This window comes from Occultella aeris (assembly GCF_902703175.1).
GTDB lineage: Bacteria > Actinomycetota > Actinomycetes > Actinomycetales > Beutenbergiaceae > Occultella > Occultella aeris.
The window spans coordinates 50,577-76,433 of record NZ_CACRYJ010000025.1; the positions used below are offsets into that span (position 1 = coordinate 50,577).

General features: G+C 67.1%; 21 protein-coding genes. 8 read left to right on the forward strand and 13 right to left on the reverse strand.

Features of this window, described 5'->3' with window-relative positions; all coding sequences use genetic code 11:
- Positions 1-96: 96 nt before the first annotated feature.
- The 3 genes from HALOF300_RS09000 to HALOF300_RS09010 are packed head-to-tail and all read right to left on the reverse strand — an operon-like array spanning position 97 to position 2,914.
- Positions 97-1,380: an MFS transporter gene (locus HALOF300_RS09000; RefSeq protein ID WP_156740625.1), complete on the reverse strand. Its 1,284-nt coding sequence runs from the start codon at positions 1,378-1,380 to the stop codon at positions 97-99.
- Entirely contained in the window at positions 1,377-1,961 is a 585-nt protein-coding gene (locus tag HALOF300_RS09005) for an ArsR/SmtB family transcription factor (protein WP_156740626.1), read from the reverse strand. Before HALOF300_RS09005 ends, HALOF300_RS09000 begins: the two co-directional genes overlap by 4 nt.
- 53 nt (positions 1,962-2,014) lie before the next feature.
- Complete coding sequence (locus HALOF300_RS09010) at positions 2,015-2,914, reverse strand: LysR substrate-binding domain-containing protein (protein WP_231955163.1); 900 nt, start codon at positions 2,912-2,914, stop codon at positions 2,015-2,017.
- Positions 2,915-3,008: 94 nt separating this feature from the next.
- On the opposite strand from HALOF300_RS09010, the gene HALOF300_RS09015 reads away from it, so the two are divergent.
- On the forward strand, positions 3,009-4,070 hold the full coding sequence (locus tag HALOF300_RS09015; RefSeq protein ID WP_156740628.1) for a YeiH family protein: 1,062 nt from the start codon (positions 3,009-3,011) through the stop codon (positions 4,068-4,070).
- Here the strand turns inward: HALOF300_RS09015 and HALOF300_RS09020 are convergent, their stop codons facing one another.
- Positions 4,071-6,530, reverse strand: a complete 2,460-nt coding sequence (locus tag HALOF300_RS09020; RefSeq protein WP_156740629.1) for an FdhF/YdeP family oxidoreductase — start codon at positions 6,528-6,530, stop codon at positions 4,071-4,073.
- Positions 6,531-6,637: 107 nt separating this feature from the next.
- On the opposite strand from HALOF300_RS09020, the gene fdhD reads away from it, so the two are divergent.
- Together fdhD and HALOF300_RS09030 are read left to right on the forward strand one after the other, a co-directional pair.
- Complete coding sequence (gene fdhD / locus HALOF300_RS09025; RefSeq protein ID WP_156740630.1) at positions 6,638-7,504, forward strand: formate dehydrogenase accessory sulfurtransferase FdhD; 867 nt, start codon at positions 6,638-6,640, stop codon at positions 7,502-7,504.
- Between the two features lie 80 nt (positions 7,505-7,584).
- Positions 7,585-9,453, forward strand: a complete 1,869-nt coding sequence (locus HALOF300_RS09030; RefSeq protein WP_156740631.1) for an ABC transporter ATP-binding protein — start codon at positions 7,585-7,587, stop codon at positions 9,451-9,453.
- 37 nt (positions 9,454-9,490) lie between these two features.
- On the opposite strand, the gene HALOF300_RS09035 is transcribed toward HALOF300_RS09030, so the two are convergent.
- The 8 genes from HALOF300_RS09035 to HALOF300_RS09070 form a co-directional block, all read right to left on the reverse strand.
- Positions 9,491-10,513, reverse strand: coding sequence for an NAD-dependent epimerase/dehydratase family protein (locus HALOF300_RS09035; RefSeq protein WP_156740632.1), 1,023 nt, complete (start codon positions 10,511-10,513; stop codon positions 9,491-9,493).
- Positions 10,510-11,181 carry a PIG-L deacetylase family protein gene (locus HALOF300_RS09040; protein WP_156740633.1) on the reverse strand — a complete coding sequence of 224 codons (672 nt, stop codon included), beginning with the start codon at positions 11,179-11,181 and terminating at the stop codon, positions 10,510-10,512. The genes HALOF300_RS09035 and HALOF300_RS09040 overlap by 4 nt, the downstream gene beginning before the upstream one ends.
- Positions 11,178-11,972, reverse strand: coding sequence for a glucose-1-phosphate cytidylyltransferase (locus tag HALOF300_RS09045; protein ID WP_156740634.1), 795 nt, complete (start codon positions 11,970-11,972; stop codon positions 11,178-11,180). The genes HALOF300_RS09040 and HALOF300_RS09045 overlap by 4 nt, the downstream gene beginning before the upstream one ends.
- Positions 11,969-13,240 carry a class I SAM-dependent methyltransferase gene (locus HALOF300_RS09050; protein ID WP_156740635.1) on the reverse strand — a complete coding sequence of 424 codons (1,272 nt, stop codon included), beginning with the start codon at positions 13,238-13,240 and terminating at the stop codon, positions 11,969-11,971. Before HALOF300_RS09050 ends, HALOF300_RS09045 begins: the two co-directional genes overlap by 4 nt.
- Positions 13,241-13,255: 15 nt before the next feature.
- Positions 13,256-14,314, reverse strand: a complete 1,059-nt coding sequence (locus HALOF300_RS09055; protein ID WP_197522418.1) for a class I SAM-dependent methyltransferase — start codon at positions 14,312-14,314, stop codon at positions 13,256-13,258.
- 219 nt (positions 14,315-14,533) lie between these two features.
- Positions 14,534-15,454, reverse strand: coding sequence for a glycosyltransferase family 4 protein (locus HALOF300_RS09060; RefSeq protein ID WP_231955165.1), 921 nt, complete (start codon positions 15,452-15,454; stop codon positions 14,534-14,536).
- Between the two features lie 215 nt (positions 15,455-15,669).
- On the reverse strand, positions 15,670-17,214 hold the full coding sequence (locus HALOF300_RS09065) for an O-antigen ligase family protein (RefSeq protein ID WP_156740638.1): 1,545 nt from the start codon (positions 17,212-17,214) through the stop codon (positions 15,670-15,672).
- A 145-nt stretch (positions 17,215-17,359) separates the two neighbouring features.
- Positions 17,360-17,980: a hypothetical protein gene (locus HALOF300_RS09070; protein ID WP_156740639.1), complete on the reverse strand. Its 621-nt coding sequence runs from the start codon at positions 17,978-17,980 to the stop codon at positions 17,360-17,362.
- 390 nt (positions 17,981-18,370) lie between these two features.
- Here HALOF300_RS09070 and HALOF300_RS09075 point away from each other — a divergent pair, with 390 nt between their 5' ends.
- From HALOF300_RS09075 to HALOF300_RS09090, 4 genes are all read left to right on the forward strand, one after another.
- Positions 18,371-19,675: a polysaccharide pyruvyl transferase family protein gene (locus HALOF300_RS09075; RefSeq protein WP_156740640.1), complete on the forward strand. Its 1,305-nt coding sequence runs from the start codon at positions 18,371-18,373 to the stop codon at positions 19,673-19,675.
- A 61-nt stretch (positions 19,676-19,736) separates the two neighbouring features.
- The gene (locus HALOF300_RS09080) at positions 19,737-20,651 is read left to right on the forward strand and encodes a polysaccharide pyruvyl transferase family protein (protein WP_156740641.1); all 915 of its coding nucleotides are present in this window, start codon (positions 19,737-19,739) and stop codon (positions 20,649-20,651) included.
- Positions 20,652-20,912: 261 nt separating this feature from the next.
- Positions 20,913-22,061: a Coenzyme F420 hydrogenase/dehydrogenase, beta subunit C-terminal domain gene (locus HALOF300_RS09085; protein WP_197522420.1), complete on the forward strand. Its 1,149-nt coding sequence runs from the start codon at positions 20,913-20,915 to the stop codon at positions 22,059-22,061.
- The gene (locus HALOF300_RS09090; RefSeq protein WP_197522421.1) at positions 22,058-22,903 is read left to right on the forward strand and encodes a glycosyltransferase; all 846 of its coding nucleotides are present in this window, start codon (positions 22,058-22,060) and stop codon (positions 22,901-22,903) included. The genes HALOF300_RS09085 and HALOF300_RS09090 overlap by 4 nt, the downstream gene beginning before the upstream one ends.
- Before the next feature lie 168 nt (positions 22,904-23,071).
- Here HALOF300_RS09090 and HALOF300_RS26975 read toward each other — a convergent pair whose 3' ends face one another.
- Entirely contained in the window at positions 23,072-24,505 is a 1,434-nt protein-coding gene (locus HALOF300_RS26975) for a right-handed parallel beta-helix repeat-containing protein (RefSeq protein WP_197522422.1), read from the reverse strand.
- A gap of 463 nt (positions 24,506-24,968) precedes the next feature.
- On the opposite strand from HALOF300_RS26975, the gene HALOF300_RS09100 reads away from it, so the two are divergent.
- Complete coding sequence (locus tag HALOF300_RS09100) at positions 24,969-25,856, forward strand: glycosyltransferase (RefSeq protein ID WP_156740643.1); 888 nt, start codon at positions 24,969-24,971, stop codon at positions 25,854-25,856.
- Position 25,857 lies beyond the last annotated feature (1 nt).

The following is a 25,857-nucleotide window of genomic DNA, read 5'->3' on the forward strand; positions in this document are numbered from 1 at the left end:
ACCGCACCCGGCCCAGGTGGTCTTGTGGCAACTGGCACAGGGAACGGGATAGCACATCGGGTGAACTCCTGGTCGGGGACGGGATCCGGAGCGATCCTACGCCGCGAGCCCGGGTAGTTCACCCGGCCCGGTCGGATCGGGTGTGGGGTCCGGGGCATCGTCCGCGGTCTCCTCCGCCGCGTCGGAAGTCGGCGTCCGCCCGATCACGAGCACCGCAGCACAGCCGAGCAGGACCACCCCGGCGGCGACCATCACGAGTCGATAGTCCACCACGGTGATGAGCGCGGCACCGGCCGCGATCGAGGCCAGTTGCGGCAGCGACATGGCCAGGTTCGTCGCGGCTGCGGTGCGGCCCTGCAGCCGGGGCGGGGTGAGCCGTTGCCGGGTGGTGATGAGGGCGACGACCAGCCACGGCACGCTGATCCCGGAGATGGCGATCGCCACCACGGACACCGGGAGCAACGGGATCGGCAGCAGATCCGCGGCGAGGCCGAAGGCCGCGACGCCGAGCCCGAGCAGGGCGACGCCCACGGTGCGGGCCGGCCCGAGCCGGCGCAACGCCGTCGCCGAGGTCAGGCCACCGACGATCGCGGCCGCACCCTGGATGCTCATCAACACCCCGAAGAACGCGGCCTCCATGCCGAGGCCCTTCTCGACCACCTCGAACAAGGCACTCTCGAACACGCCGAGCACCCCGAACGCGATGGCCGTGACGATCACGATCCGGGCGAGCAGCGGGACGCTCGCGACGTGCCGAAACCCGCCCGCCGCCTCGGCCCAGAACCCGGCCCGCTGCTCGGGCGACTCCGGTGCGGACTCGACTACGTGCACGGTGAGCAGCGCCAGCGCGGTCAGAACCAGGATCGCGGCCACGCCCAGCCCGAGCGCACCGCCGCCCCAGAGCACGTACAGGCCGGCGCCGATCGCCGGGGTGATGATCCGCAGCCCCTGGTCGATCGTGGACAGCAGGGCGTTCGCGTTGTCCAGGTGCTCGTCCGGAAGCAGGTCGCGCAGCAGCCCGGACTGGGCCGAGCCGTTCAGGATCCCGAGCGCCCCGTAGGCGAACGCGACGGCGTAGATGATCCAGAGGTCCGACGCGCCGTCGACGAGCACGAGGGAGGCGGCGACCACGGCGGCGGCGAGATTGGCCGCGATCAGCAGCGACCGCCGTCGGGCCCGGTCGGCGAGCAGCCCGAGCAGGGGTGCGGTGAGAGCCGGCAGGCCGAGGGCCAGGAACACGAGCCCGGCCGCTCCGGAACTGCCGGAGAGGTCCTTCGCCCAGATCGCAAGAGTGAGGAAGAGGGCACTGTCGGCGAGGTTGCCGATGGTCCAGGCCCCGAGGAGCCGGCGGAACGTGGCGATGCGCAGGACGTCCTTCATGACTGGGCTCCATCGGCGGTCTCGGACTGCTGCCCGGGCTCGGGCACCAGGTAGCTCGTGGCGAACACCCGGACCAGCTCGCCGCCCTCGGGGCGCGTCTCGGGGTTCTTCCAGCGGGGCACGTAGCGCATGATGATCTCGCCGATCTCGTCACCGATCGCCCGGGCCTCCTCTGGCGTCACGTAGAGGGTGGCGCCGGACTGGAAGAGATTGCCCTGCCAGCGCTCGGGCGGCGGGACGTGCTGCGTGGCCTTGATCCGAGTGGTCTCCCACTCCAGGAACGTCGCCCCGAGGGCACGCACCGCGGCGGTGGACTCCTCATCGGGCCCGTTGTCGTCCCAGCTCTGCTCGATGTCGACCACCCGCCACGGTCGGTCCCGGCCGGTGTGCCCGGGCACCCGTTCGATGTAGCCGAATTCGGCCAGGGTGCGCAGGTGGAAGGAGCAGTTCGACGGCGTCGAGTCGGTGAGCGCGGCCAGTTCCGTCGCGGTCGCCTCGCCCTCGATGGCGAGCCGTTCGAGCAGCGCGAAGCGCAACGGGTGCGCCAGTGCGCGCATGGCGCGCGGGTCCTCGATCTTCATGTCGACGACTGTAGACTTGAAAGAACTCTTTCGCAAGAGTTCTTTCAGATGTGTCAACGTCTCCCGAGGACGACGGCGAGGAAGTCATCGATCGCCGCCGGCGGACGCCATCCTCGGCGCCAGATCGCGTGCAGGGTCCGGGTCAGGTCCACGCCCGTCACCGGGACCGAGACCAGGCGCCCGTCCCGCAGTTCCGCGGCCACGGCGAGCTCGCTGATCACCGCGGGGTACGCGCCCGAGGCGACCACCACTTTGACGGCGGCGTTGGAGTCGAGCTCGACGCCGGGTTCGAGTTCGCGACCGAGGGCCCAACCGAGCGCGTCCCGGGTGCCGGACCCCGCCTCGCGGGAGGCCAGCCGCAACTGCGCCAGTTCCTCGGCACCCACCGGCCGGCGCCGCCGGGTCAGCGGGTGGCCGGGGGCGACCACCAGCAGCAGCCGGTCGGCACCGACCCGGCGCCGGACCAGGTCAGTCGGCACCGTCGGGCCCTCCACGAACCCGAGGTCGATCTCCCTCCCCCGGAGCGTGGCGATCACGTCACGGGAGTTCGCGACCCGCAGCCGCACCCGTGCGTCGGGGTCCAGCGCCCGGAACCGCGCCAGCCAGATCGGCACCAGGTACTCGGCGACGGTCTGGCTTGCCGCGATCGCCACGTCGCCCTCGTTCTCGGCGGCCAGTGCCCGTGCCCCGGTGACGAGCACACCCGCGGCCTCCACGACGGCGCGCGCCCAGCCGGTGACCATCCGTCCGTGCTCGGTGAGTTCGGCGCCGCGGCTGCGCCGGTCCAGGAGCTCCAGGCCCAGGCGGCGCTCGAGCTGCTTGATCCGGTTGCTCGCCGAGGGTTGCGAGATCTGCTCGACGCGCGCCGCTGCGGAGATGCTGCCATGGTCGGCGACCAGCACCAGCAGGCGCAGGGCGTCGAGGCTGAGATCGGTGGGCACTGTGGTGGGCACGGCCGGTCCTCCTCGTCTTCCCATAGCCTATGCCTATGGATATCTCCTGAACTACTAGGTACCGCCGTGCCGCCGGTGGCGTCACGCTGGATCGGTGCTCCGCTCCCCCACGCCGACGGCGCAGACCGTTCGTTGGCACCGCTCCCGCCTCCCTGGTCTACTTCTTGCGGCCTTGATCGCCACGGTGGCGACCGCCGTCGGGCACGTGCTGCCGCTGATCGGTGGCCCCGTGTTCGCGGTGCTGGTCGGCGCGCTGGTGGGGGTGTGCGCGCCGAGGGTCGCCCACCACCCAGCGATCGGGCCGGGGCTGGCCACGGCGAGCCGGCTGCTGCTGCAGTGTGCGGTGGTGCTGCTCGGCGCGCAGCTCTCGATCCGGCAGGTGCTGGAGGTGGGCGCGAGCGGCCTGCCTGTGATGATCGGCACGCTCGTCGCCGCGCTCGCCGGTGCCGCGCTCCTCGGCCGGGCGCTGCGTGTGGACTCGGACCTGCGGACCCTGATCGGCGTTGGCACCGCGATCTGCGGCGCTTCGGCGATCGCCGCCGTCACTCCGGTGCTGCGGCCGGCGGGAACGAAGGTGACCTACGCCCTGTCCACGGTGTTCGTGTTCAACATCGCGGCCGTGCTCGCCCTCCCGCCGCTCGGCCACCTCATCGGGATGAGCCCGGAAGGCTTCGGACTGCTCGCGGGCACGGCCGTGAACGACATGTCCTCGGTGGTGGCCGCCGCGACCAGTTTCGGCGACGGCGCCGCCGACACCGCCGTGGTGGTCAAGCTGACCCGGACCCTCGCGATCATCCCGATCGTCGCCGTCCTGGCGGCGCTGGTCAGCCGGCGCGATCGGCTGGCCGCGGATCCCACCGAGCCCGGTGACGCCACATCGCCCCGGTTGTGGCGCCTGGTGCCGTGGTTCCTGGTCGGCTTCCTCGCGGTGGCCGCAGTGAACGGGCTCGGTCTGATCCCCGCCGCTGCCCAGCCGCCGATCGCGTCCGTAGCGGCCTTCCTGATCACCATGGCGCTGGCCGCGATAGGCCTGGGTACCGACCTGCCCGCGCTGCGCCGGGCCGGCGCCACCCCACTGCTCCTCGGCGGCCTGCTGTGGCTGATCGTGATGGGCACGAGCCTCGGGTTGCAAGGGCTGCTCGGCACACTGACTTGATCAGGGCGCGTCGACTGCCGGCTCGATGCGGATGATCACCGACTTGGACGTCGGGGTCCGGGAGGTCTCGGCGAAGGAGCCCAGCGGCACCAGCACGTTCGTCTCTGGGAAGTAGGCCGCCGCGCAGCCGCGGGCCGTCGGATAGGCGATCGCACGGAATGCCTCCGCACGCCGCTCGACACCCTCGAACTCCGAGATCAGGTCGACCAGATCGCCGTCGGCCACACCCGCCTCGGCCAGATCGTCCGTGTGCACGAAGACCACCCGGCGGCCGCCATGCACGCCCCGGTACCGATCGTCCTTGCCATAGATCGTGGTGTTGAACTGGTCGTGGGAGCGGATGGTCTGCAGGATCAGCCGGCCAGGAGGCACCCGCGGATAGTCGAGGGCGTTCGCTGTCATCTCGGCACGGCCCGACGGCGTCGCGAACGTGCGCGAGTCGCGCGGCGGGTGGGGCAGGGCGAACCCACCCGGTTCGTCGATCCGGGACTCGTAGTCGGTGAAGCCGGGCACGACCGCCTCGATGTGTCGGCGGATGCGCCGATAGTCACCCTCGAGCGCGGCCCAGTCCACCTGTGGGGGCGTGTGGGTGGGCGAACTGCCACCGACGCTCGGGGTAGCGCCAGATTCCGGGCGCCAGGCGTCCGGCGCGGCACCGCCCATGGGACCGGTTGCGGCGCCGTCGGCTTCGGTGGCACCGGAGCCGGTGGACGCGCCACGGCCGTCCGCATCCTCTGGCCGGGCGAACAATCGCTGCGCCAGCCGGCAGATGATCGAGACCTCGGACAGGACGTGCCGGCTCGGCGGCTCCAGCCGGCCCTGGGAGGCGTGCACCATGGACATCGAATCCTCCACGGTGACCCGTTGGTCGCCGCCGGCCTGGGTGTCCCGGTCGGTGCGCCCGAGGGCGGGCAGGATGAGCGCGCGGCGGCCGGTGACTGCATGCGACTTGTTCAGCTTCGTGGAGACCTGGACGGTCAGCCGCATCCGGGACATGGCCTCCTCCGTCACGGCCGAGTCGGGCGTGGCCCTGACGAAGTTGCCACCCATGGCCAGGAACACCTTGGCGCGGGAGTCCCGCATCGCCTCGATCGCGGCCACCGTGTCCGCACCCGGCTCGCGCGGGGAGGCGAAGCCGAACTCTGCGTCCAGTGCGTCATGGAAGCTGGCGGGCATCCGCTCGAAGATGCCCATCGTCCGGTCACCCTGCACGTTCGAGTGCCCACGCACGGGGCACACGCCCGCACCGGGTCGGCCCATGTTGCCCTGCAGCAGCAGCACGTTCACGATGTCGCGCAGCATCGCCACCGAGTGTCGGTGCTGGGTCAGCCCCATCGCCCAGCAGACCACGGTCGCGGGCGAGGCGAGTAGCCGTTCGCCCAGGCCCTCTATCTGCGAGCGGGTGAGGCCGGTGGCGGTCTCCACCTCAGCCCAGTCCAGCGCTCCGACGTGCGCCGCGTACTCCTCGAACCCATTCACCGAGCTGCGCAGGAACTCGTGATCGAGCACGGTGTCGCGGCCCGCTGTCGCACGCCCCTCTGCTTCCGCCTCGAGGAGCAGCTTGCCGAGCGCCTGGAACAGCGCCTGGTCCCCGCCGAGACGGATCTGCAGGAAGTCGTCGGCGAGTTCGATCCCCTTGGTCAACCCGAGCGCCGTCTGCGGATTGTGGAAACCGAGCAGGCCCGCCTCGGGCAAGGGGTTGACTGCGACGATCACGGCGCCGTTTCGCTTGGCCTGCTCCAGCGAACTGAGCATCCGAGGGTGGTTCGTGCCGGGGTTCTGCCCGGCGATTATCAACAGGGACGCGTTCTCCACGTCCTCGAGCGACACCGACCCTTTGCCGATCCCGATCGTCTCGCCAAGGGCCGAACCCGAGGACTCGTGACACATGTTCGAGCAGTCCGGCAGGTTGTTCGTGCCGTAACCGCGCACCATCAACTGGTAGAGGAACGCGGCCTCGTTGGACGTGCGGCCAGAGGTGTAGAAGATCGCTTCGTCCGGGTCGCAGGCTCGCAGTTCGGCCACGATCTCGTCGAACGCGTCGTCCCACGAGATCGGCCGGTAGTGCGTGGCGCCGGCGTCGAGGATCATCGGGTGTGCGAGGCGGCCCTGTTGCCCGAGCCAGTAGTCGTCCTTCGTGCGCAGGTCCGCGACGGAGTGCTCGACGAAGAACGACGGCGGTACACGCCGTCTCGTGGCTTCCTCCGCGACAGCCTTGGCCCCGTTCTCGCAGAATTCGGCAGTGTGCCGCTCCTTCTTCTCGGGCCACGCGCAGCCGGGGCAGTCGAAACCGTCGGTCTGGTTGACGCGCAGCAGCGTCCGCGCCGATCGCACCGGTCCCATCTGATCCAAGGCCACCGACATCGCGTGCGCGATGCCTGGTACCCCGACCGACGTGCGCTTCGGCGGGCCCACCCGCAACTGGCTCTCGTCGATGCCCGTACGCGGCGCCTGCGCCATCGGTCCTCCTCAGGGATGTCCTCCGATCGTAGCGACGACGGGTGACGCCCGCCGGTGCAGACGCGGCGTAGCGTTGCCCTCGTGACCGCAGCAGGGTGGAGGCGACGATGACTCGGGCGACGAGTCGCTCGCGGGTGCGGACGATGCTCGCGGACGGCACCGAACGGGTGCGCACGGACACGCTCGCCGGCGAGGAGCCGATGGAGCTGCGGGTGGACGGGCGTTCGCTGACCGTGACGATGCGCACACCCGGCCACGACTTCGACCTGGCCGCCGGCTTCCTCGTCTCCGAGGGCGTGCTGCACCGTCCGGACCACGTGACCAGGATCGGGTACGGGCCCGGGGTGGCGGCCGGCGGTGAGGCCACCTACAACATCGTCGACGTCACGCTCGCGCCTGGCGTGCCCGGCCCTTCCGTCACGGCCGAACGCCGCGTGTACACCTCGTCCTCGTGCGGCATCTGCGGGACAAGTTCCATCGAGGCTCTCGGCCGAGTGCCGCAGTTCGACCGGGCGGTGCCGCCACCTTCCGCAGTGTTCGACTTGTCCGTACTGCTCGACCTTCCGGATCGCCTGCGCGCTGAACAGGCCATGTTCGGGAGGACCGGCGGGACCCACGCCGCAGGACTCTTCGACGCCACTGGCAGGCTCCTGTGTGTGAGGGAGGACGTGGGCCGCCACAACGCCGTGGACAAGGTCGTCGGGTGGGCCTGGCGCGAAGGTCGACTGCCGCTGACCGACACCGTCATGCAGGTCTCCGGCCGTGCCTCGTTCGAGTTGGTGCAGAAGGCGCAGATGGCCGGCATTCCACTGCTCGCCGCGGTCAGCGCACCCTCGTCGCTGGCCGTGGACCTTGCCGAGGAGGCGGGGTTGACGCTGATCGGCTTCTCGCGGACGGACCGTCTGAACGTGTACAGCCACCCCGAACGGATCCGCCCGTCGACCGGACCGGACCGCCAGCCAACCTCCGCGTGAATCTTGGGCCCGATACCGGGCACGGGCCGCTACTTCTGTTGATTCAATGAGAGCCGGTCCATACGGCGAGGAGAACGTGGATGGCGGCTGCCGAGGGTGACGACTACGTCGACCCCGTGACGCTGCGCGCCCAAGCGCGCTCCCAACGCAAGTCACTGGGCCGGCTGTCCATCCTCATCCGCCAGAGCGTCCGTCTCGTGTGGGCGTCCGGACGCGGGCTGTTCGTCGGGCTGCTCGTCCTCCAGGTCGCCGCGGCGCTCGCGCTCGCCGGTCAGGTGCTCGCGGTGCAGGCGGTCCTGACCGCCATCCTCGATCTGGAAGAGGCCGCCGGTGCGACGGCGTCGCTGTGGGCGCCCGTGCTGGTGTTGGCAGGGCTGACTGCGGTGACGTCGATCATCGGCGCCGTGCAGGGTCACATGCAGCGGATGCTCGGGGAACTCGTCGCCCGCTCGATGTGGGACCAGGTGCTCGACGTCTCGACCGGGGTCGGACTCGGCAACTTCGAGTCGCCCGACTTCTTCAATCGCCTCCAACGGGTGCAGTCGAACGCACTGTCGCGTCCGTACCAGGTGACCCAGGGCCTGATCGCCATGGGTGGTGCCCTCGCTGCCAGCATCGGCGTGGGCGCGGCGCTCGTGAGCATCAGCCCGCTGCTGCTGCCACTCCTGTTGGTCGGCGGGCTACCGGTGCTGCTGACCAGCCGCCGGGAGAGCAGGCTGGAGTTCGACTTCTCGGTGGCCCAGACCCCGGTGCTGCGGATGCGTCAGTATCTGACGCTTGTCCAGACTGGGCGAGACCAGGCCAAGGAGATTCGCGCCTTCCACCTCGCAGACTGGCTCCACAGCCGGTTCGACGCCGCCTACGCGACGTACCTGGGTGCCCTCGGCACCCACCTGCGCCGCCGTGCAACCCTCTCCGCTCTCGGGAACCTGGGCAGCGCGATCGTGCTGGTGCTCACGCTCGCCGCGCTCGTATGGCTGATCCTCGACGGTCAGGTCACAGTCGCCGGCGCGGGCGCGGCCATCGTTGCGATCCGGATGCTCGCGAGCCAGGTCCAGGCCCTCTTCGCGGGGGTCCAGCGGATCTTCGAGTCGGGTCTGTTCCTCGAGGACCTCCAGGGATTCCTCCGGCTCGCAGAGCCGGCCAAGGAGGACTCGCAGGGCCCCGAAGCGCCGACCGGCTTCGCCGTCGTGGCCGCGGACAAGGTCCACTTCACCTACCCGGGCTCGGATCAGCCCGCCGTCCGCGGTGCCACCGTGGAACTGCGGGCAGGCGAAGTGGTGGCGATCGTCGGCGAGAACGGATCCGGTAAGACCACCCTCGCGAAGATCCTCGCCGGCCTGTACACACCGGACGAGGGCGCGGTCCGATGGGACGGGACCGACATCCGAGCCTGGTCGCTCGCCAGCGTGCGCAGCCGCATCGCAGTCATCTTCCAGGACTTCGTGCGGTACGCGCTCAGCGCCGAGGACAACATCGCGATCGGTGACGTGTCCCGACCGCCGGACCCGAACCGTCTGCGCGCATCCGCGCGGGCCGCAGGTGCTGCGGGGGCGATCGAGTCCCTGCCGGACGGGTATGCGACTCCGCTCTCGCGTCTGTTCACGGGCGGACGGGACCTCTCCGGCGGTCAATGGCAGCGGGTGGCGATCGCGCGGGGCTACTACCGGGACGCGCCGTTCGTGATCCTGGACGAGCCGTCGGCCGCTCTCGACCCACGGGCCGAGTACGACCTGTTCGCGAGTCTGCGGCACACCCTTGAGGGTCGAACGGCACTGTTCATCTCCCACCGGTTCTCGACGGTGCGCAGCGCGGATCGGATCTACGTCATGGAGGCGGGGAGCGTGGTGGAGCACGGCAGCCACGACGAACTCATGGCCGCCGGTGGACAGTACTCGGAGCTGTTCAAGCTCCAAGCTGCCGCCTACCTCAACGCCGATCAGACCTGAGGCCGCGCAGGGCTCCGCCGCGGCCAACTCAAGTCCGTCACCGCCAACGCAGGTCCTCGTCGAGGCGCCCGGCCTCCTTGTGGTCGAGGACGGTCCGGATCCGCAGGTACTTGGCCGAGGTGAACTCCTCGGCGGTGAGGCCGTGGTCCCGATAGGCGCGGTAGAGCTCCTCGACCCCGGCAGGCACCGTCCACTTCGCTTGGAAGGCCGGCAGTTCGGCAGCGATCCGGGTGAAGTCCACCCGATAGTTACGTGCATCCGGGCTCGCGCCGGGCGCGTACTCCACCACCGAACCGGGCACTACCTGGGCGACGATCTCGGCGACCTCCTTGACCCGATAGTTCTCCGAAGTGACCCCCACATTGAAGGCGCGGTCATGCACCACCTCGCGAGGCGCCTCAAGCGCCGCGAGGAATGCGCGGGAGATGTCCTCGATGTGGATCAGCGGCCGCCACGGCATGCCATCGGACTTGATGAGGACCTTGCCGGTCGTGATCGCGTAGCCGACGAGGTTGTTCACCATGAGGTCCGCCCGAAGGCTCGGCGAGACGCCGTAGGCGGTCGCGTTGCGCAGGTAGACCGGGCTGAACGTCTCGTCGGCCAGGTGGGTCAGATCCTGCTCCACCTTGATCTTCGACTCCCCATACGGGGTGAGCGGGTTGAAGCCCGCCTCCTCGGTCAGGTGCTCGTCCCCGGCGGCCCCGTACAGGCTGCACGAGGAGGAGAACAGGAAGCGGCCGACTCCGGCCTGCTTCGCGGACTCGGCCAGTTGCACGGTGCCGAGGTGGTTGATGTCGTAGGTCAGTTGGGGGCGCAGGTCGCCGAGCGCGTCGTTGGACAACGCGGCCAGGGCGATCACTGTGTCGAAGCCCTCGAGATCGGTCGGCTTGACGTCGCGCAGGTCCTTGCGAATGACCTCGGTGGTGCTGACCTCGTCATCGAACTGGCACCCCTCGTAGTAGAAGGTGTCCAAGCCGACCACGTCGTGACCGGCCGCCCGCAGCAGTGGCACCATCACCTGCCCGATGTAGCCGTTGTGGCCGGTGACCAGGACCTTCACGATGCGTCTCCTCCGAGTAGTACCGCCTTGCGGCTGTAGAACGCCTCGGCGTGGCGGCCGGGCGCGTGGCATTCCATTCCGCGTAGGCGCATGAGCCCGCGGAAAGTGTCGTCGTCATACCAGGGCTTCGCGAACTGCGAGGCGTAGTGCTCGCCCAGCACTCGCAGTTTGTTGGCCACATCGTCCTCCGAGAGCGGCACGAACACGTTGGGCGAGCCCATGTCCCCGTCCCACTTCGGGATCTCGTACTCAAGGATCAGGTGGTCGCGGAAGGTGTTCCAGGTCAGGTCCGAGATGGTCCGGTGATCCTGGTGCCGGTCGTGACGTTGGTGGGTGAGCACGAGGTGGGGGTCGAACTCCGACTTGACCAGCTCGAACCGGTCCTTGATCGCGTCACCGACGTAGGGGAAATAGGACTCCCGGTACTCCCCCACCCAGATGCTGACGTCTCGGGCCTCGCGCAGCAGGTCGGTCGCGGCAGCACGTGCCTCCTCGGCGCGCTGGGGGTTTGAGGAGAACACCTCGTACCGGACGTCGAGGCCGCCGGGTCGGCGGGCGAGTCGACCGAGCGTTCCGCCGCAGCCGATCTCCACATCGTCGCAATGGGCGCCGAGTGCCAGCACTCTCAATGGTTGGCCGTCGTCGACGCCGAGGTCGAGACCGATCATGCGGGCGCCGCCGGATCCTGCTCCCAGACTTTCCACGGTGCCTCGCCGCGGGCGTTCATCTCATCCATGACCTGTCGGTCCTTGAACGTGTCCATCCCTGCCCAGAAACCGTCGTACTTGTAGCCGACAAGCTTGCGGGCCTCGAGGAGTCGCCCGAACGGCTCGTAGACCAGTTCCTCACCGGGTCCGATGTAGTCGAAAATCTCGCGACGTAGCACGAAGAACCCTGCGTTGACCCACATCCCGGCGGCGCTTGACTCAGTGATCCCGGTGACGTGTGAGTCCTCGCCGAGGCCCACGATATGGAAGGTCTGACTCGGCCTCGTGCACAGGAACGTCGCGATGGCCTCATGCGCGTGCGCGTGGTCGATCAGGGCCGGCAACGGGACGCTCGAGAGTCCGTCGCTGTAGTTCGCGAGGAACTCCTCATCATCGCCGAGGAAGTCCTTGACCTTGACCATCCGCTGACCGATGTTGGTTGCCAGACCGGTGTCGACGAAGGTGATCTTCCAGTCCTGGGCGTCGGTGTGCAGCATCGTGATCTCACGGCCACCGCCGGAGAGCACGAAGTCATTGCTGAGCCACTCCTTGTAGTTGAGGAAGTACTCCTTGATGACCTCGCCCTTGTAACCGAGGCACACGATGAACTCCGTGTGCCCGTAGTGGGCGTAGTACTTCATCAGGTGCCAGATGATCGGCCGCGAGCCGATCGGCACCATCGGCTTCGGCACGGACTCGGAGAACTCGCGCATCCGCATCCCCATACCGCCGGCGAACAGCACGACCTTCATTGCGAGCTCCCGACGGGCCAGTCGACGATCGCTGCCTCCGGGATCGGCACGACACACTTGCCGCCCCACTCCCTGATGTAGTCCAGCTGCGCGACGATCTCGTCCTTGAGGTTCCACGGCAGGATCAGGACATAGTCCGGCTTGGTCTCGGCGATCCGGCCCGGCTCGTGGATCGGGATGTGGGTACCGGGCGTGTACCGGCCGTGCTTGTAGGGGTTCCGGTCCACGGTGTAGTCGAGGAAGTCGGGGCCGATCCCGCAGTAGTTGAGCAGGGTGTTCCCCTTGCCGGGGGCCCCGTAACCGACCACCTGTGCGCCGTCGCGCTTGACCCCGATGAGGAAGTCGAGCAGTTTGCGCTTGGTCTCGCGGACCTGCTCCGCGAACAGCTCATAGGTCTCCGGCTGCTCCAGCCCGGCGTCCAGTTCCCGCTGGCGCAGCGCCAGCAGACGCTCACTCAACGCCGGCGCGTCCGGTCCCTCGTGCGTTGCGTGGATCCGCAATGAGCCACCGTGGGTCCACAGTTCCTCGACGTCGTGGATCACGAGGCCGTGCGCGGCGAAGATCCGCTCGGAGGTCACCAGCGAGAAGTACGAGAAGTGCTCGTGATAGATGGTGTCGAACTGGTTCTCCTCCATCAGCCGCAGCAGATGTGGGAACTCGATCGTGATCAGGCCCCCGGGTGCGAGCAGGAGCTTCATCCCGGCCACGAACGTGTTGAGGTCCGGTACCTGCGCGAGCACGTTGTTGCCGGCGATGAGGTCCGCCCTGGTGCCCTCGGCGACCAGCCGCTGCGCCAGTTGCTCGTCGAAGAACTCCACCAGGGTCGGCACGTTGCGTTCGTCGACGGCGACCTTCGCCACGTTCGCCGCCGGCTCGATGCCGAGGACCGGCACGCTGGCTTGGACGAAGTACTGAAGCAGGTAGCCGTCGTTGCTGGCGAGCTCGACGACCAGGCTGTCGGCGCCGAGGCTCTGCTCGGCGATCATCTTCTCGACGTAGGTACGAGCGTGCTCGAGCCAGGCGTCCGAGTAGGACGAGAAGTACGCGTACTCGGTGAAGATGTCCTCGCGGGAGACGTACTCCTGCAACTGCACGAGGAAGCACTGGTCACAGACCCAGGTGTGCAGGGGATAGAACGGCTCCATGGCGTTGACCTGGTCCGCCGGCACGAAACTCTCGCACAGCGGGGACATGCCCAGGTCGGCGAACGTGCGGGTCAGGATGGCCCCGCAGAAGCGGCACGGGCCGCCGGTCAGGTCTTCGGACATTCGTGGTTCTCCGGATCAGACGGTCTGGACGTTGGCGTCGACACCGAGGTCTGCGAGCATCTGCCCGATCTCGGTGGCGTAGTACGGGTTCATCACCAGGACGGTTCCTGGGGGGTCGGTCACGAGGGCGTCCGGCGGCACCACGGCCTGCCCGGTCCCGGCGAGGAAGGTGCCTTGCTTGCGGGGGTTGACGTCCACCACGCGGTCGACGTCGGTGGTCACGCCGAGCACGTTGAAGAAGCCGACGGCCTTCGCTCCGGCGCCCCAGGCGACCACGCGCTCGTCGGCAGCGGCGAGACGATCCAACAGGTCCGCCCATTCCGTCACTCGTTTCCGGGCGTGCTCGTCGAAGGCCTGGATGTCCGCCAGGACGTCGGGGTCCGGAGCGGTCGGTCTCGGCGCCTGCGGCACCTGCGTCGGTCGGGCCTCCACGGACAGGAACTGTCCGTCGTAGGACTCGCGCAGGTCAAGGATCTCGAAGCCCGCCGACTCCACGGCGGTGCGCAACGATGACGCCAGGAAGTAGGACACGTGCTCGTAGATGAGGTCGCCAACGGACAGTCGGCGTAGCGCCAGGAGGCCGTTCGGGACCTCGAGGTACAGCACGGTGTCCGAACGGTCGCCGATGCCCTCACGCAGGGAGCGCAGCATCCCGGCCGGGTCGTCGACGTGCTCCAGGACGTGCCGGCAGACCACCAGGTCGGCCTTGGCATCCACATGCTCGCGGGAGAAGTACTCGTTCACCACCTGCACTCGGGCCGGGAGCGGCTCGGCGTGCTCCGCGTCGTAGCTCGGGTCGAAACCGGTTCCGCGGTTCTCCCCGAGCGCGCAGACGAGCCCGAGGAAGTGCCCACTCCCACTGCCGATCTCTACAACGTCCGAGTCTCGAATGTCGTAGGTGTCGATGAGCCGCTGGGCCAGGTCCTGCTCGTAGGCCTGGAACACGGCCGAGAAGTGCAGGGCGTTGTCGTAGCTGTGTCCGTAGGCGTTCAGGTCAGCGTCGAAGCCGGTGTTGTAGACGAACCCACACGCAGGGCAGTAGCCGAGGTCCAGGTCTCCGCGCGGACAATCCACTGCCTCCTCGCGGGTCGGCCAAAGGATCCCGACGTGTGTCGGAACGCCCAGCTGCGCATAGAACGGGCGGAGGTCCGCCGTGTCGCACACCGGGCAGCGCAAACCCGGGTTCCCCGTTGCTTTCACCCTTGAAACCCTAGTGAAGGAGTGGTCGGCACGTTGGGGTTTCGAGAGACCGAACCGGGTGAAGTGGGGACCTCACCCGGCGACCCGCCGGCCTCACCCTGAGGGTGCGTCGCCCGCGTCGACCCGGCCCGCCACGTCGACCACCTCTTGCGCCGCCCGCCCCCACGAGTAGTGCTCCGCCCGCTCTTGCGCCAACCGTCCACACTCCTCGTACAGAGAGTCGTCGGTGAGTGCAGCAACAATCGTGTCCGCAAGCTCGCCTGGCTCTTCGGTACGGATCAGCCGTCCGCCGGTCTCGCGGTCGATGATCTCGGGCATCGCGCAGTCGTCACGGCCGATGCAAGGCAGACCGCGAACCAGGGCTTCGGCGAACACGATTCCGAAACCTTCGAAGAGGGAGGGCATGACGAAGAGGTCGTGCGCGTCCATGAGGGGGCCGATCCGATTCGCGGGCTGTGCACCGAGGAACTCCACACCGGCCGGCACGGCGCCTCGCATCGGCCACTCCGATGGCCCCACGACCGTGAGCGACACGTCGCGATCCCACCCCTTTTGCAACTGATTCAGAGCGGCGACCACCTGTGGTCCGCCCTTGCGATCGAAATCCCGGCCCACCATGAGTAGCCGCAGACATGGGCCTTCGCGGCGGACAGGCATAGGACGGTCGGTGTCCATCGGAACGTTCATGGCCGGGTTCACCACGCGGATCCGTTCGACCGGGATACCGTGCCGCTGGAGCGACGAGGCCAACCATTGGCTCATCGGCAGCAACGCTGATGCCTGTGCGTAGATCTGCTCCTGACGGCGCCGGAGTTCGTCGAGTCGCCGCGATCCGATGGCATGGAAGTGGGGAAAGTCAGCGCCGAAGCGCTCGAACAGCAGTTCGTAACTGAGATCCTGCAGCACGAGGAACGGCGTCTCGACTGCTCCAAGATCCTGGATCTCCAGCAGCACGTCCGCTCTCGCTTCCGTCACCTTCCGCCGCAGATCACGCTCCAGCAGGTCCACCGCCATCCGCTTGTGATGCCACTGGGATCGCAGACCCGTGGCGGTCGGGCGGACGGATGCCAGGCGGAGTCCGTGCCTCATAGCCGCGGGCACTTCGACGCCGGCATCCACGGTGTCCACACGCGCGCGGAGAGCCTCACGAAGGTTCCAGGGCGTGCCGGACCAGGTGTGGACAGGATCCTTACCCCAATGACACGCGAACCCCAGTCGAAGTGCCACGCTCAGGGTGCTCCAGCCCCGCTGAGTGCGTGCCGACCGCGAGAGGGCGCCGAACCCTCGGCGCCGACGCCGTCCGGATCGGCGACCTCGACGGTGGTGACCTGAGAGGACGCTCCGTCGTAAGTGACGTCCTCGCGGTCCAGATCCCTGCCCGCGATTGGCATCATCGGTTCGAAGGCGGTCCTGATCCCGGGGCGCTCGCGAGTCGCTGCGAAAGCTGTTCGGATCCTATCTCGCAGATGGGCCGTCATCGGGGTCGCAACCCACTTGTCGCCCGGCTGGGCGGCTTGCATCGGGCGCGTCGGACTTGCCCCGCTCAGACGCCACAACGCGCCGACTGCGCCGACTGCGATGAAGACAACACTCAGGAAGGTGGCGAACCCGAAGGAGTCGAACGTTCCGCTCGCGACGAGCGCTGCCGGGAAGACGACGGCTAGAGCCTGACCGAGGTGTCGGGTCTCCTGATCGGAACCACGCAGACGCATGCTCCGGCCCATCAGATACGGAACCATGAAGAGCAGCAGGAGCGCCAACATCCCGAGAACGCCACCGACGATGAGGGTTCCGTACAACTGGTTGTCGAGCAAGCGGTACGACGCCGGCAGAAACGTGCCCGGTCCCCGTCCCAACCATGGTCGGTGGTCGAAGAGTTGCCAGACATACGCGGTGTCGCCGAGCCGGTTTTGGATGCTCGGGTCGTTGTCGAGGTTCGTGAACAGCGATCGAATCGTGCCGAGGAGGCCACGGTTGACCACATGGAAGGCCCCCATCGCCACCACGATGATCACCGCAGCGTTGTACCGAGTTCGCCAGGTCCACACAGTGACCATTAGGAGCATCGTGACCGCCACGGTGACGATCGCGGCGCGGGAGATTGAGAACGGGATGGCGCTGCCAATCAGCGCCACCAAAACCCAACTGAGCACCCTGCGCACACCCTTGGGTGAGAACACCGCGTAGTGAATCGCCAGCGGCAAGACGAGCGCCAGAACAACACCGAACTCGATGTAGTGGTTGGCGGTGCCCGCAACCCTTGAGAACCCGCCATCGCCCCGAGCCGCAACACCGATCAGATCGGAGTTCGTCCGGAGCCCAGGGATCCTGATGTATTGGGTCAGGTCGACGAGCCGGAAGTACTGGAGCGTCCCCACGAAGGCCATGAATCCAGCGAAGCCGACCAGGCCACGCAGTACTGTGTCGAGCTGCCTGCGGGTCTTCAGACCTTCAGCCATGGCGAGCGCTACGCCGATCATCGAGACGATGTAGATCGTCCAGCGTTGTGCACTCGTCGCCTCTGCCTCAGGCAGACCGCGGTCATATCCGACTGCCAACCCGACCAACTGCACCATCAGGTAGAAGCCGATCAGCCACCGAATCGGCTGACGACCCGCCGGCAGTTGTCGCTGGCGAACGGCCGAGACGAGCCACACGAAGGCCAACAGAATTCCGACAGCGACTGACGGGCGGCCGACTGCTCCCAGGCCGCCGATGACAAGACGCGCAGGAATGAGGAACTGGAGCGCCAGGAAGAGGAACAGCAGGATCACAATGCTGAGGCGCCAAACCCGAATGACCACGGGGTGCCACTCCTCCGGGCGTGGCCCTCGTGGGAGCCGGGGCCGGCGGAGCAGGATGGGCTTGAAGTCGTCGTCCCCTGGCTTCGCCGCTGTGTCGGCGATGGCGGACACGTGCCTAGGCCCGAGCGGAAGCGACCGTGTCGACGGTTCGGACCACGTCATCGTCTGGCGTGCCGAACTCGTCTGCGACGGTCTGTCGCTCAACCGGCCGCTCACCCTCGCTCACTTCGCTGACATCAACGTCTTCATGCGATGGCTGGGCGTCATCATGAGGGGTGACCTCCGGCTCGTCCGCCGTTCCGTCGATCGCGTCGCCCGGTCGCGCGCTCCGTCTGAGCCGGCGCTGCTTCAGTCGACGCTTGATCAGCCCGACGATGTCATCGAACAGGAGCGCCGCGAGTAGTGCGACGGCTGCCCCAACGACGCCCACGACCGCCTGGATCTGCGTCTTCCCGTCGTAGACAACCGAGTCGACCGCAGGCGGTGAGATCACAGAGAGTCCGTATTGGGCACCGGGTGGGATTCCTGCCTCGGACTGCCGCGTCTCAAGTTCCTGCCTGGTCATCTCGATCAGGACGTTCCCAGTCTCGATGGTCGCTTCTCGGTCACGCCCAAGAACCGAGACCGTCATGATCGTGCTGCTTCGACCACCGCCCGCGACCGTGTAGTCCGGCTCCAGGCCCATCTCGACGATCTGCTCACGCGTCGTCGGACTGTTGAGGACGATCGCGATCACCTGCGTCGCCTGTACCGCGCCGCCGTACGGATCCGGGATCTCAGTCTCCTCCAGCGACGGAGTCAGGATGAACGTGCCGGAGACCTGGTATTCGGGGTCGATCTGATCACCCACCGAGAGCACACCCCAGCCGGTCAACGCGAGTAGCGGCACGAAGATGTACCAGCGACGCAGTGTCGCAACGGTGATACGCCAGACATCCATGTACTTTCCCCTGCAATCTGCGGTACGAGCGTGTGTCGGAACTCATCGTGGCACTCTTGCGGACGCCGCGAGGGTCAACGACGGAGATCCACATTCTCTCCACGTGCGATCCACCAGCCCTCTACGGGAGCGATCGTGGCCAGTCGAGCGGCCGACGTGGTGCGGGGTTCGAAAACGGCACCTCCCATGGGCGACCTCACCCATACTTCCTACATGCCTGAACTACGACTCGTCCTCGCCGGCACCGGACTGGACAATGACAACCGGGGCGTCGAGGCGCTCGGTCGCTCCGTGATCGATGCCGTCGTCAACGATGGTCGAACCGCCCGTCTGAGCATCCTCGACAATGGCTGGGGCGTCCGACCGAGCGGAACTGTGGCCGGTTCCTTGCCCGCCGAGTTCGTCGGCGCGAGGCTCTCACGACGATGGCACCGTCCGGAGAGCTGGATGCAGATACGCGTCGCCCAAGCAGTCGGGGGTCTGAGCAACCCGGTTGCTCGACGGTTCTCGGAGGCCGCCGCCCTTCTCGACCTGAGTGCCGGAGACAGTTTCACCGACCTCTACGGCAAGACGCGACTGGACATGATCGCCGCACCGAAGTCCGCCGCGATCCGTGCCGGTCTGCCTCTCGTCTTCCTCCCGCAGACATACGGACCCTTCAACACGACCTATGGTCGCCGCACGGCGCGGCGGCTGGTTCGTTCAGCGGCGCTGGCATACTCACGGGACGCATGGAGTCATCAGCAACTCCTGGAACTGGCCGGGCCAGAAGCAGATGTCAGCAGGCTCCGCGAGGGAGTGGACGTGGCGTTCGCACTCGATCAGCAACGGCCCGCCGAACCCGTCGCTGCGGAGATCGAAGCTCGCTCGGATGACGTCGTAGCCGGAGTCAACGTGAGCGGGCTGCTCTACGGGCGCGAGCGGCAGGAGCGTTTCGGCATTGCTGGTGACTACGCCGCGACCATGACCACGCTCGTCCGAGCCCTGATCAATGACGGAGCCCATGTCATGTTCGTTCCCCACGTCCATGGCGGTTGGGGCGAAAGTGACCTCGCTGCAGCCCGAGGGATCGTGGAGAACCTCACAGAGTCCGAGCGCGTCCGAACCTCCCTCGTGCCGTCGGAACTACGGGCATCCGAGCTGAAGTGGTGCATCGCCCGATCAGCTTGGTTCATCGGAAGCCGGATGCACGCCACGATCGCCGCCCTGTCGTCTGCGACGCCTGCCTTCGGATACGCGTACAGCGACAAGACCCTGGGCGTGTTCGCGACCTGCGAGATGCAGGATCACGTCGCCGATGCGCGCGCCGTCGCTGGCGACGAGGCGGTCCGCCGCGCAGTCCAGTCCTTCAGGTCCCGTGAGCTCACGCGCTCGACCTTGCAGCGCACGACGCCGCCTGTCATCCAACGCGCACGCGCACAGATCCATGAGGTGCTCGATGACGTCGCCGAATGGAGCGGCAGTTCCCAGAGCGCTAGGACGATCGCGTGAGTAGTCGGGCCAGCGTCGCCAACTGCCAAAACCTTGGCCCCGCCAGCGTCATCCAGGAGGCATGAACGTGGAGCTGGTGTACTACAAGGCTCAAGGTGGCAACTTTGGTGACGACCTCAACGAATGGCTTTGGGACGACCTCCTGCCGGGATGGCGTGCCTGGGACCCAGAGGTCGCACTCGTCGGCGTCGGCACGATCCTGAACGCCGGCCTTGTGCCTGCGGGAAGGAAGTTGGTCATGGGCTCCGGCGTCGGCTACGGGCAGGCGCCGAACGTCCACGAACAACCCGGCGACTGGGACATCCGGAGCGTTCGCGGTCCGAGGTCGGCAACAGCACTCGATGTCGTGCCCACACTCGGAGTGGTCGATCCAGCTGTGATGATCTCGGGGTTATCCGAGTTCGAAGGCCTGGTCCGCGGCGACGATGTGATCTTCATCCCGCACCATGGCAGCAATCGATTCGACTGGACCACGATCTGCGCGGGCACCGGCGTTGTACACGTCAGCCCGACCGGCGACTCGAAGGAGGTCATCAAGCGAATCGCAACGGCGCGTGCGGTGATCGCCGAGTCGATGCACGCAGCCATCATCGCCGATGCATTCGGCGTGCCCTGGCATGCCGTAGCGATCAGCAACGCATTCAACACCTTCAAGTGGGGCGACTGGGCGGAGAGCCTCTCACTTGAGCTGCGGACAACCACCTTCTTTCGGTCGTTCCGTCAGGCACAGAGGATGATTCGCGCGGTGCGTCGTCGACCTGCACCTGCGGGTGGGATCACAAGCACCACCCAACGGGTCGACCCCGCATCCAGTAGAGACCAACAGGCCGGCCACCCGCTGCTGGCATCCATCGCTCGACGGACCATCCAGCGCGTCGCGGCTGGCGAGTTCCAACTCTCCGACCGGACCGTGCTGAACGAACGTCGGGCAGCATTCAGTTCGATCCTGGACAGCACGAAGCGCGACTACGGATGAACCTCCGGGCGAAGTGGTCGCGAATCACCAGCAAGGTGGCCGTCCGCGACTCATACTGATGGCAAGAGCGCTGCCGAGCCACGTGGTCTCATCACCACAGTGGGCCGCCGCAACAGGCAGGTCGCAGCGCCGATCCGGACATCTGGGAAATGGAGACCACCCGTGGTTGATCGGGGACTCACCACCATCGGGGCCGTGGTGGACGCTCACCTGTGCACTGGCTGTGGCACATGTGCGTACCTACGACCGGACGCGCTGGCCATGACTGACATCCCCGCCGTCGGCCGCCGACCACTTCCGATCGCGGGGATCACGGGCGGCGTCAGTGGTGCGGCGCTCGACGCATGTCCCGGCCGTCGTTTGGAGCATTCCCCGGGAGCTCTGGACGGGGCGCCGTTCCGTGGCGAGTGGGGGCCGATTCTTGCACTGTTCGAGTGCTGGTCCACCGACGACGCTGTCCGATTCCGGGGTTCCTCCGGCGGTGTCGTCAGTGCGGTTGCGGCTCACGCCGTGACGTCGGGCGCGGCTGTGGGTGCCCTCCAGGTTCAGGCCTCGAGCGAAGATCCACTACGCAACGAAACGGTGCTGAACCGCACCTACGACGCGATCGTTGGCGCCGCCGGATCCCGGTACTCACCTGCTAGCCCCGGTGAACGATTGGACCTGGTCGAGAACGCGGAGGGGCCCTGCGTGGTGATTGGCAAGCCCTGCGACATCGCCGGGGTCGCGATGGCGGCTGCCGCTCGACCCGCGCTCGCCGACAAGGTCGCGCTCTCGATCGGCATCTTCTGCGCAGGAACCCCGTCCACGAAGGGAACCGAAGCTGTCATACGCCGGTTGAATCTGGAGCCACGAGACGTCACGAAGCTCGACTATCGAGGAGAAGGCTGGCCGGGTCGATTCCGCGTGAGGACACGCGGCGGCGAAACTGCATCGTTCAGCTACGAGGAGTCATGGGGCGAGACCCTGCAGAAGCACCGGCAGTGGCGGTGCATGATCTGCCCGGATCACACAGGTGAATTCGCGGATCTGTCGATCGGAGACCCTTGGTACCGAAAGCTCCTCGAGGGCGAGGCCGGGCGGTCACTCGTCGTCGTGCGCACCGAACGCGGTCGTCAGGCGCTCCTCGCGGCCCTTGCCGACGGCGCGATCGCTGGCGGTGAACTGCCGCTGGATCGGCTGCCACAATCGCAGCCGAACCTGGAAGGCACCCGGGGCGCGGTGTGGGGTCGGGTCCTCACCATGCGACTGCTTCGGCTAGCCTCCCCCGCGTATCGTGGGATGCCGGCCTTCCGCTTGTGGTGGAAGCTTCCGCTGCGGGGAAAAGGCACGTCGCTCGTGGGAACCTGGCGCAGGATCGCTGCTCGGGGTTTGCGTCGCCCTGAGTCTGACACTTGGGTGGATCAGTGACCCACCGCGCAGACATCCTGATGATCACGTACCGCAGTGCCGGCTACCTTCATCTGAGTTTGCCGCGACTGCTTGAGTCGGTCGGCGAGCAGGACCGCGTCTGGCTCTGGCACAACGGTGACGACGAGGCGACCATTGAAGCGCTCCGACCGTTTGTGACCGACCCGCGGGTACACCGGTATCACCACAGCCGGGAGAACGTGCGGTTGCGCGAGCCAACGTCCTGGCTCTGGGGCGAATCGAGCGCCCGGTTCGTCTCGAAGGTCGACGATGACTGTCGGATCACCCCGGGATGGCTGGACACATTCACAGAAGCACACGATGCCAACCCTCAGTTCGGCGTGATCGGGAGTTGGCGGCACCCAGCCGAAGACTTCCGCCCGGACCTCGCAGCACGAAAGATCGAGACGTTCGCAGGCGGGCACCAACTGATGCGCAACCTTTGGGTCCAAGGTTCCGGCTACCTGATGGCTCGGAGCTTGGTCGAGAGACATGGGTTACTCGGAGCCGACGAGTCGTTCACGGGCTACTGCATACGTGCGGCTCGGGGCGGGGCCGTGAACGGCTTCTACTACCCGTTCGTGGCCGAGGATCACATGGACGACCCACGCTCCCCACACACCCTCATTCACACGGATGGGGACCTCATCGACCGCATGCCGCTCTCCGCGAGGGCAAATGGCGTTCGCACTGTCGCGGATTGGACCGCGCAACTCGTACAAAGCGGAGTCGTGTTGCAGTCGGCATCGCTGGACCCGCGCGCCTACGGGGGCTGGCGAGCCAAGGTCACCTCGGCCAGACGTCGAGTCGCGAAACAACTCGGCCGGAGCGCCAGGTGGTGACTCCGAATGACCCGTTAGGCAGCGCAGCGGTTGTCGCCGATTGATAGTTGCGGCCGCATTTGGCCCAAATTGCGACGATGCTCTCCACCTCGCTGAGAGATGGAGAGCATCGCGTGGCTAGGAACGGATCCGCGATTCAGTCGACGCCGTGCGGTGACGAGTCCGGCACTAGTTCGCCGGCGTCAATGTGTCGAACCAGACGTTGGAAGAGTCCCACCAGTCGGACCGGACGCTCGCAGCAATGCCGTATCGGAAGTCACGGCCGAACTGGTTGTCCTGGTAGTTGGCGCTGTCGACAGTTCCGCCACCACCGCCGTTGATCGTGTAGTTCCCGCCGTTCATGAGGTTTCCGACGACGACCAGGTTGGAGATCGGATCATCGCCGAGCAGGGAACCAATCTGGAGTGCGGCGTTCATGGGGTCGCGGGTCGAGGCCACGTACGCCTGGAGGTTATTTCCCCTGAGGGTGATGTTGTCACCTCTGCGGATCTGGACACTGTCGTGATGTCCGCCAGCAGCGCGCTGCAGATCATGGACATAGGAGTACTCGACGGTGACGTTGTCGGCCTCGATTCGGATCCCATCCTCTGCCGAGTGCACGTCGGTGTACCGAACAGTGCCGCTGCCGCCATTGAAGAAGATTCCAATTCCAGTGCTACCCATGTTGTCGACCTCAACATGCTCGATCAGTGCACCCGTCACGCCGCTCGTCACCCGAATCGGGTACCCGTTGCCGCCACCTTGGATCAGGGTGTTACGCACAGTGACGTTGTCGGCAGCGATCGTGATGGTCCCGCGGACGAGCAGGCCATCGATCACGGTACCCGGCTCCCGGACGGTGATGCTCCCGGAGTTGGTCAACGTGACTCCACTGGGCACGCCCGTGTTCGATGCGTTCGGGAAGCCGCTGAATTCAGGTGTCTCCGGTGCCGGCTCGGGCTCCGGCGCGGGTGTCGGCTCGGGCGCGGGTGTCGGCTCCGGCGCAGGCGTCGGCTCCGGCTCAGGCGTCGGCTCCGGCGCAGGTGTCGGCTCCGGCTCAGGCGTGGGCTCCGGCGTCGGCTCCGGAATCGGAGGAGTGGTGGGGTTCTTGATGCCTGTGTCTTCGCTCTCGAACGGCACGCCATCGACCGTGCTATCGATCACGGTCGCGGGACTCGACCCAGAGAACATGAATCCGTTTCGGCAACCCTCAAGGTCGACGCGCTCGGCGGTGTAGTTGCCGAACACCACCCCGTTCGTCCAGGAGCTCAGGCAGTTCACGGTCGTGTCGATGATCTCGGTGCCCTCAACACCCGGGAAGACACGGATGCTGTGGAACCCACCGTACGCGATGACGGTGTTGACGATCGTCACGTTGTCGGCGCGGACGTTGATAGCGCCCGTCACGTACATCGAGTCGACGACGGTGCCCGGTTCGGTAATTGTCAGTGTGCCGGTTTGCTCAAGACCCGCGGTATCGGCTGCACGTGCCTGTGGCCCCGTGCTCGTGTCGGTCGGGGCGGGATTCGCGCTTGCGGACGCGACGCCCCCCATGAGAAGGACGGTTGCTGCCGCCACCATGGCGTGCAGTCCCGCGCGGCGACTTCGGACTTTGCTGACCACTTGTCAGGATCTCCCTCGGTGTGTTCAGATCGGCCGCCCATCGGACTCCGACCTCGGACTTACCGACGCACCGCGTACTCGACTGATCATCGCATCCCGGGGGGTCCCGGTGCCAAGGTATCGGTCGACCTTGCTTCGCGCCTGGGTCCCCCGACCCCGAGTGCTTGGGCCCAAATCGCGACCGCTACGTTCCACTCGACAACCCATGCCGTGACTCAGGGGTTCAGCCCACGTCCCAGCCGGTGATCACGAAAACATAACAGCGGGTGTCGCCAGCTGCACAACCACGGCTGCCGGTGCCTGGATTCATCGCGATCCAGGGGCACGAACCGAGGTGAACTGCGCCCACCACGCGTGAGAGGTTTCACGGAATGGGATCGCCTCACTGACGACCAACCGACTGACAACTCCCTGCCGGACTGTGACAATCTGGATGGGTCGAACCCCGGATTAGGAGCCACGCGTGCCCACCAGTGATCTGCCGTTCGTCTCGGTGATCGTGCCGGTACGGGACGATCCCAGACTGTCCGCATGCCTGTCTCAACTCATCCGACAGACGTACCCCACGAGCCGCTTTGAGATCATCGTTGCTGACAACGGCAGCCGCGAACCTGTCCGTGCACGCGGGGACGTCCACGTCATCCAGGTTCCATCGCCTGGGTCCTACAGTGCCCGCAACGCCGCAGTCGAGCAAAGCCGCGGGACGATCCTTGCGTTCACCGACTCAGACTGCCTGCCCGCGGATGACTGGCTCGCGGAGTCGGTCGCGGGCATCGCCGCCGGGGCTGGCGTCGTAGCCGGGCACGTGCAGGTGTACGCCCGGGATGCACGCAGGCCGAGTCCGATCGAGGCCTACGAACTCGTGCACGCGTTTCCGCAGGAACGTTACGTCGCACGTCGCGGGGCTTGTGTCACCGCCAACATGACGACCACTCGTGAGGCTTTCGACGCGGTCGGCGGCTTCAAGTCCGAACTCTTGTCGGGAGCCGATATCGAGTGGTCTCAGAGGGCCAATGCGGCTGGATACCTCACCATGTTCAGGGCCTCGGCAGTCGTGCGGCACCCCGCTCGCCAGACCTTCGCTGCCATGAGCGGCAAGCTGCGGCGTGTCATCGCTGGGCGCTACGAACGTGATGCGCTCGAAGGAAACCCCGCGCTCGCACCCTGGCCAAGGCCACGGTCGGTCCTGCCGCCGCTCGGCGCATTTCGACGTGCCGCTGAGGCGGGGGAACTCCGGACGGTGCGGGCGCGTGCGTCGTTCATCGTCGGCGAGTTCTACCACCGCTACGCAAGTGCGTGGATCGCGACCGAACTCGCCTGGCGCGCTAGGCGTTCGCGCAGGGCCAGCTGAA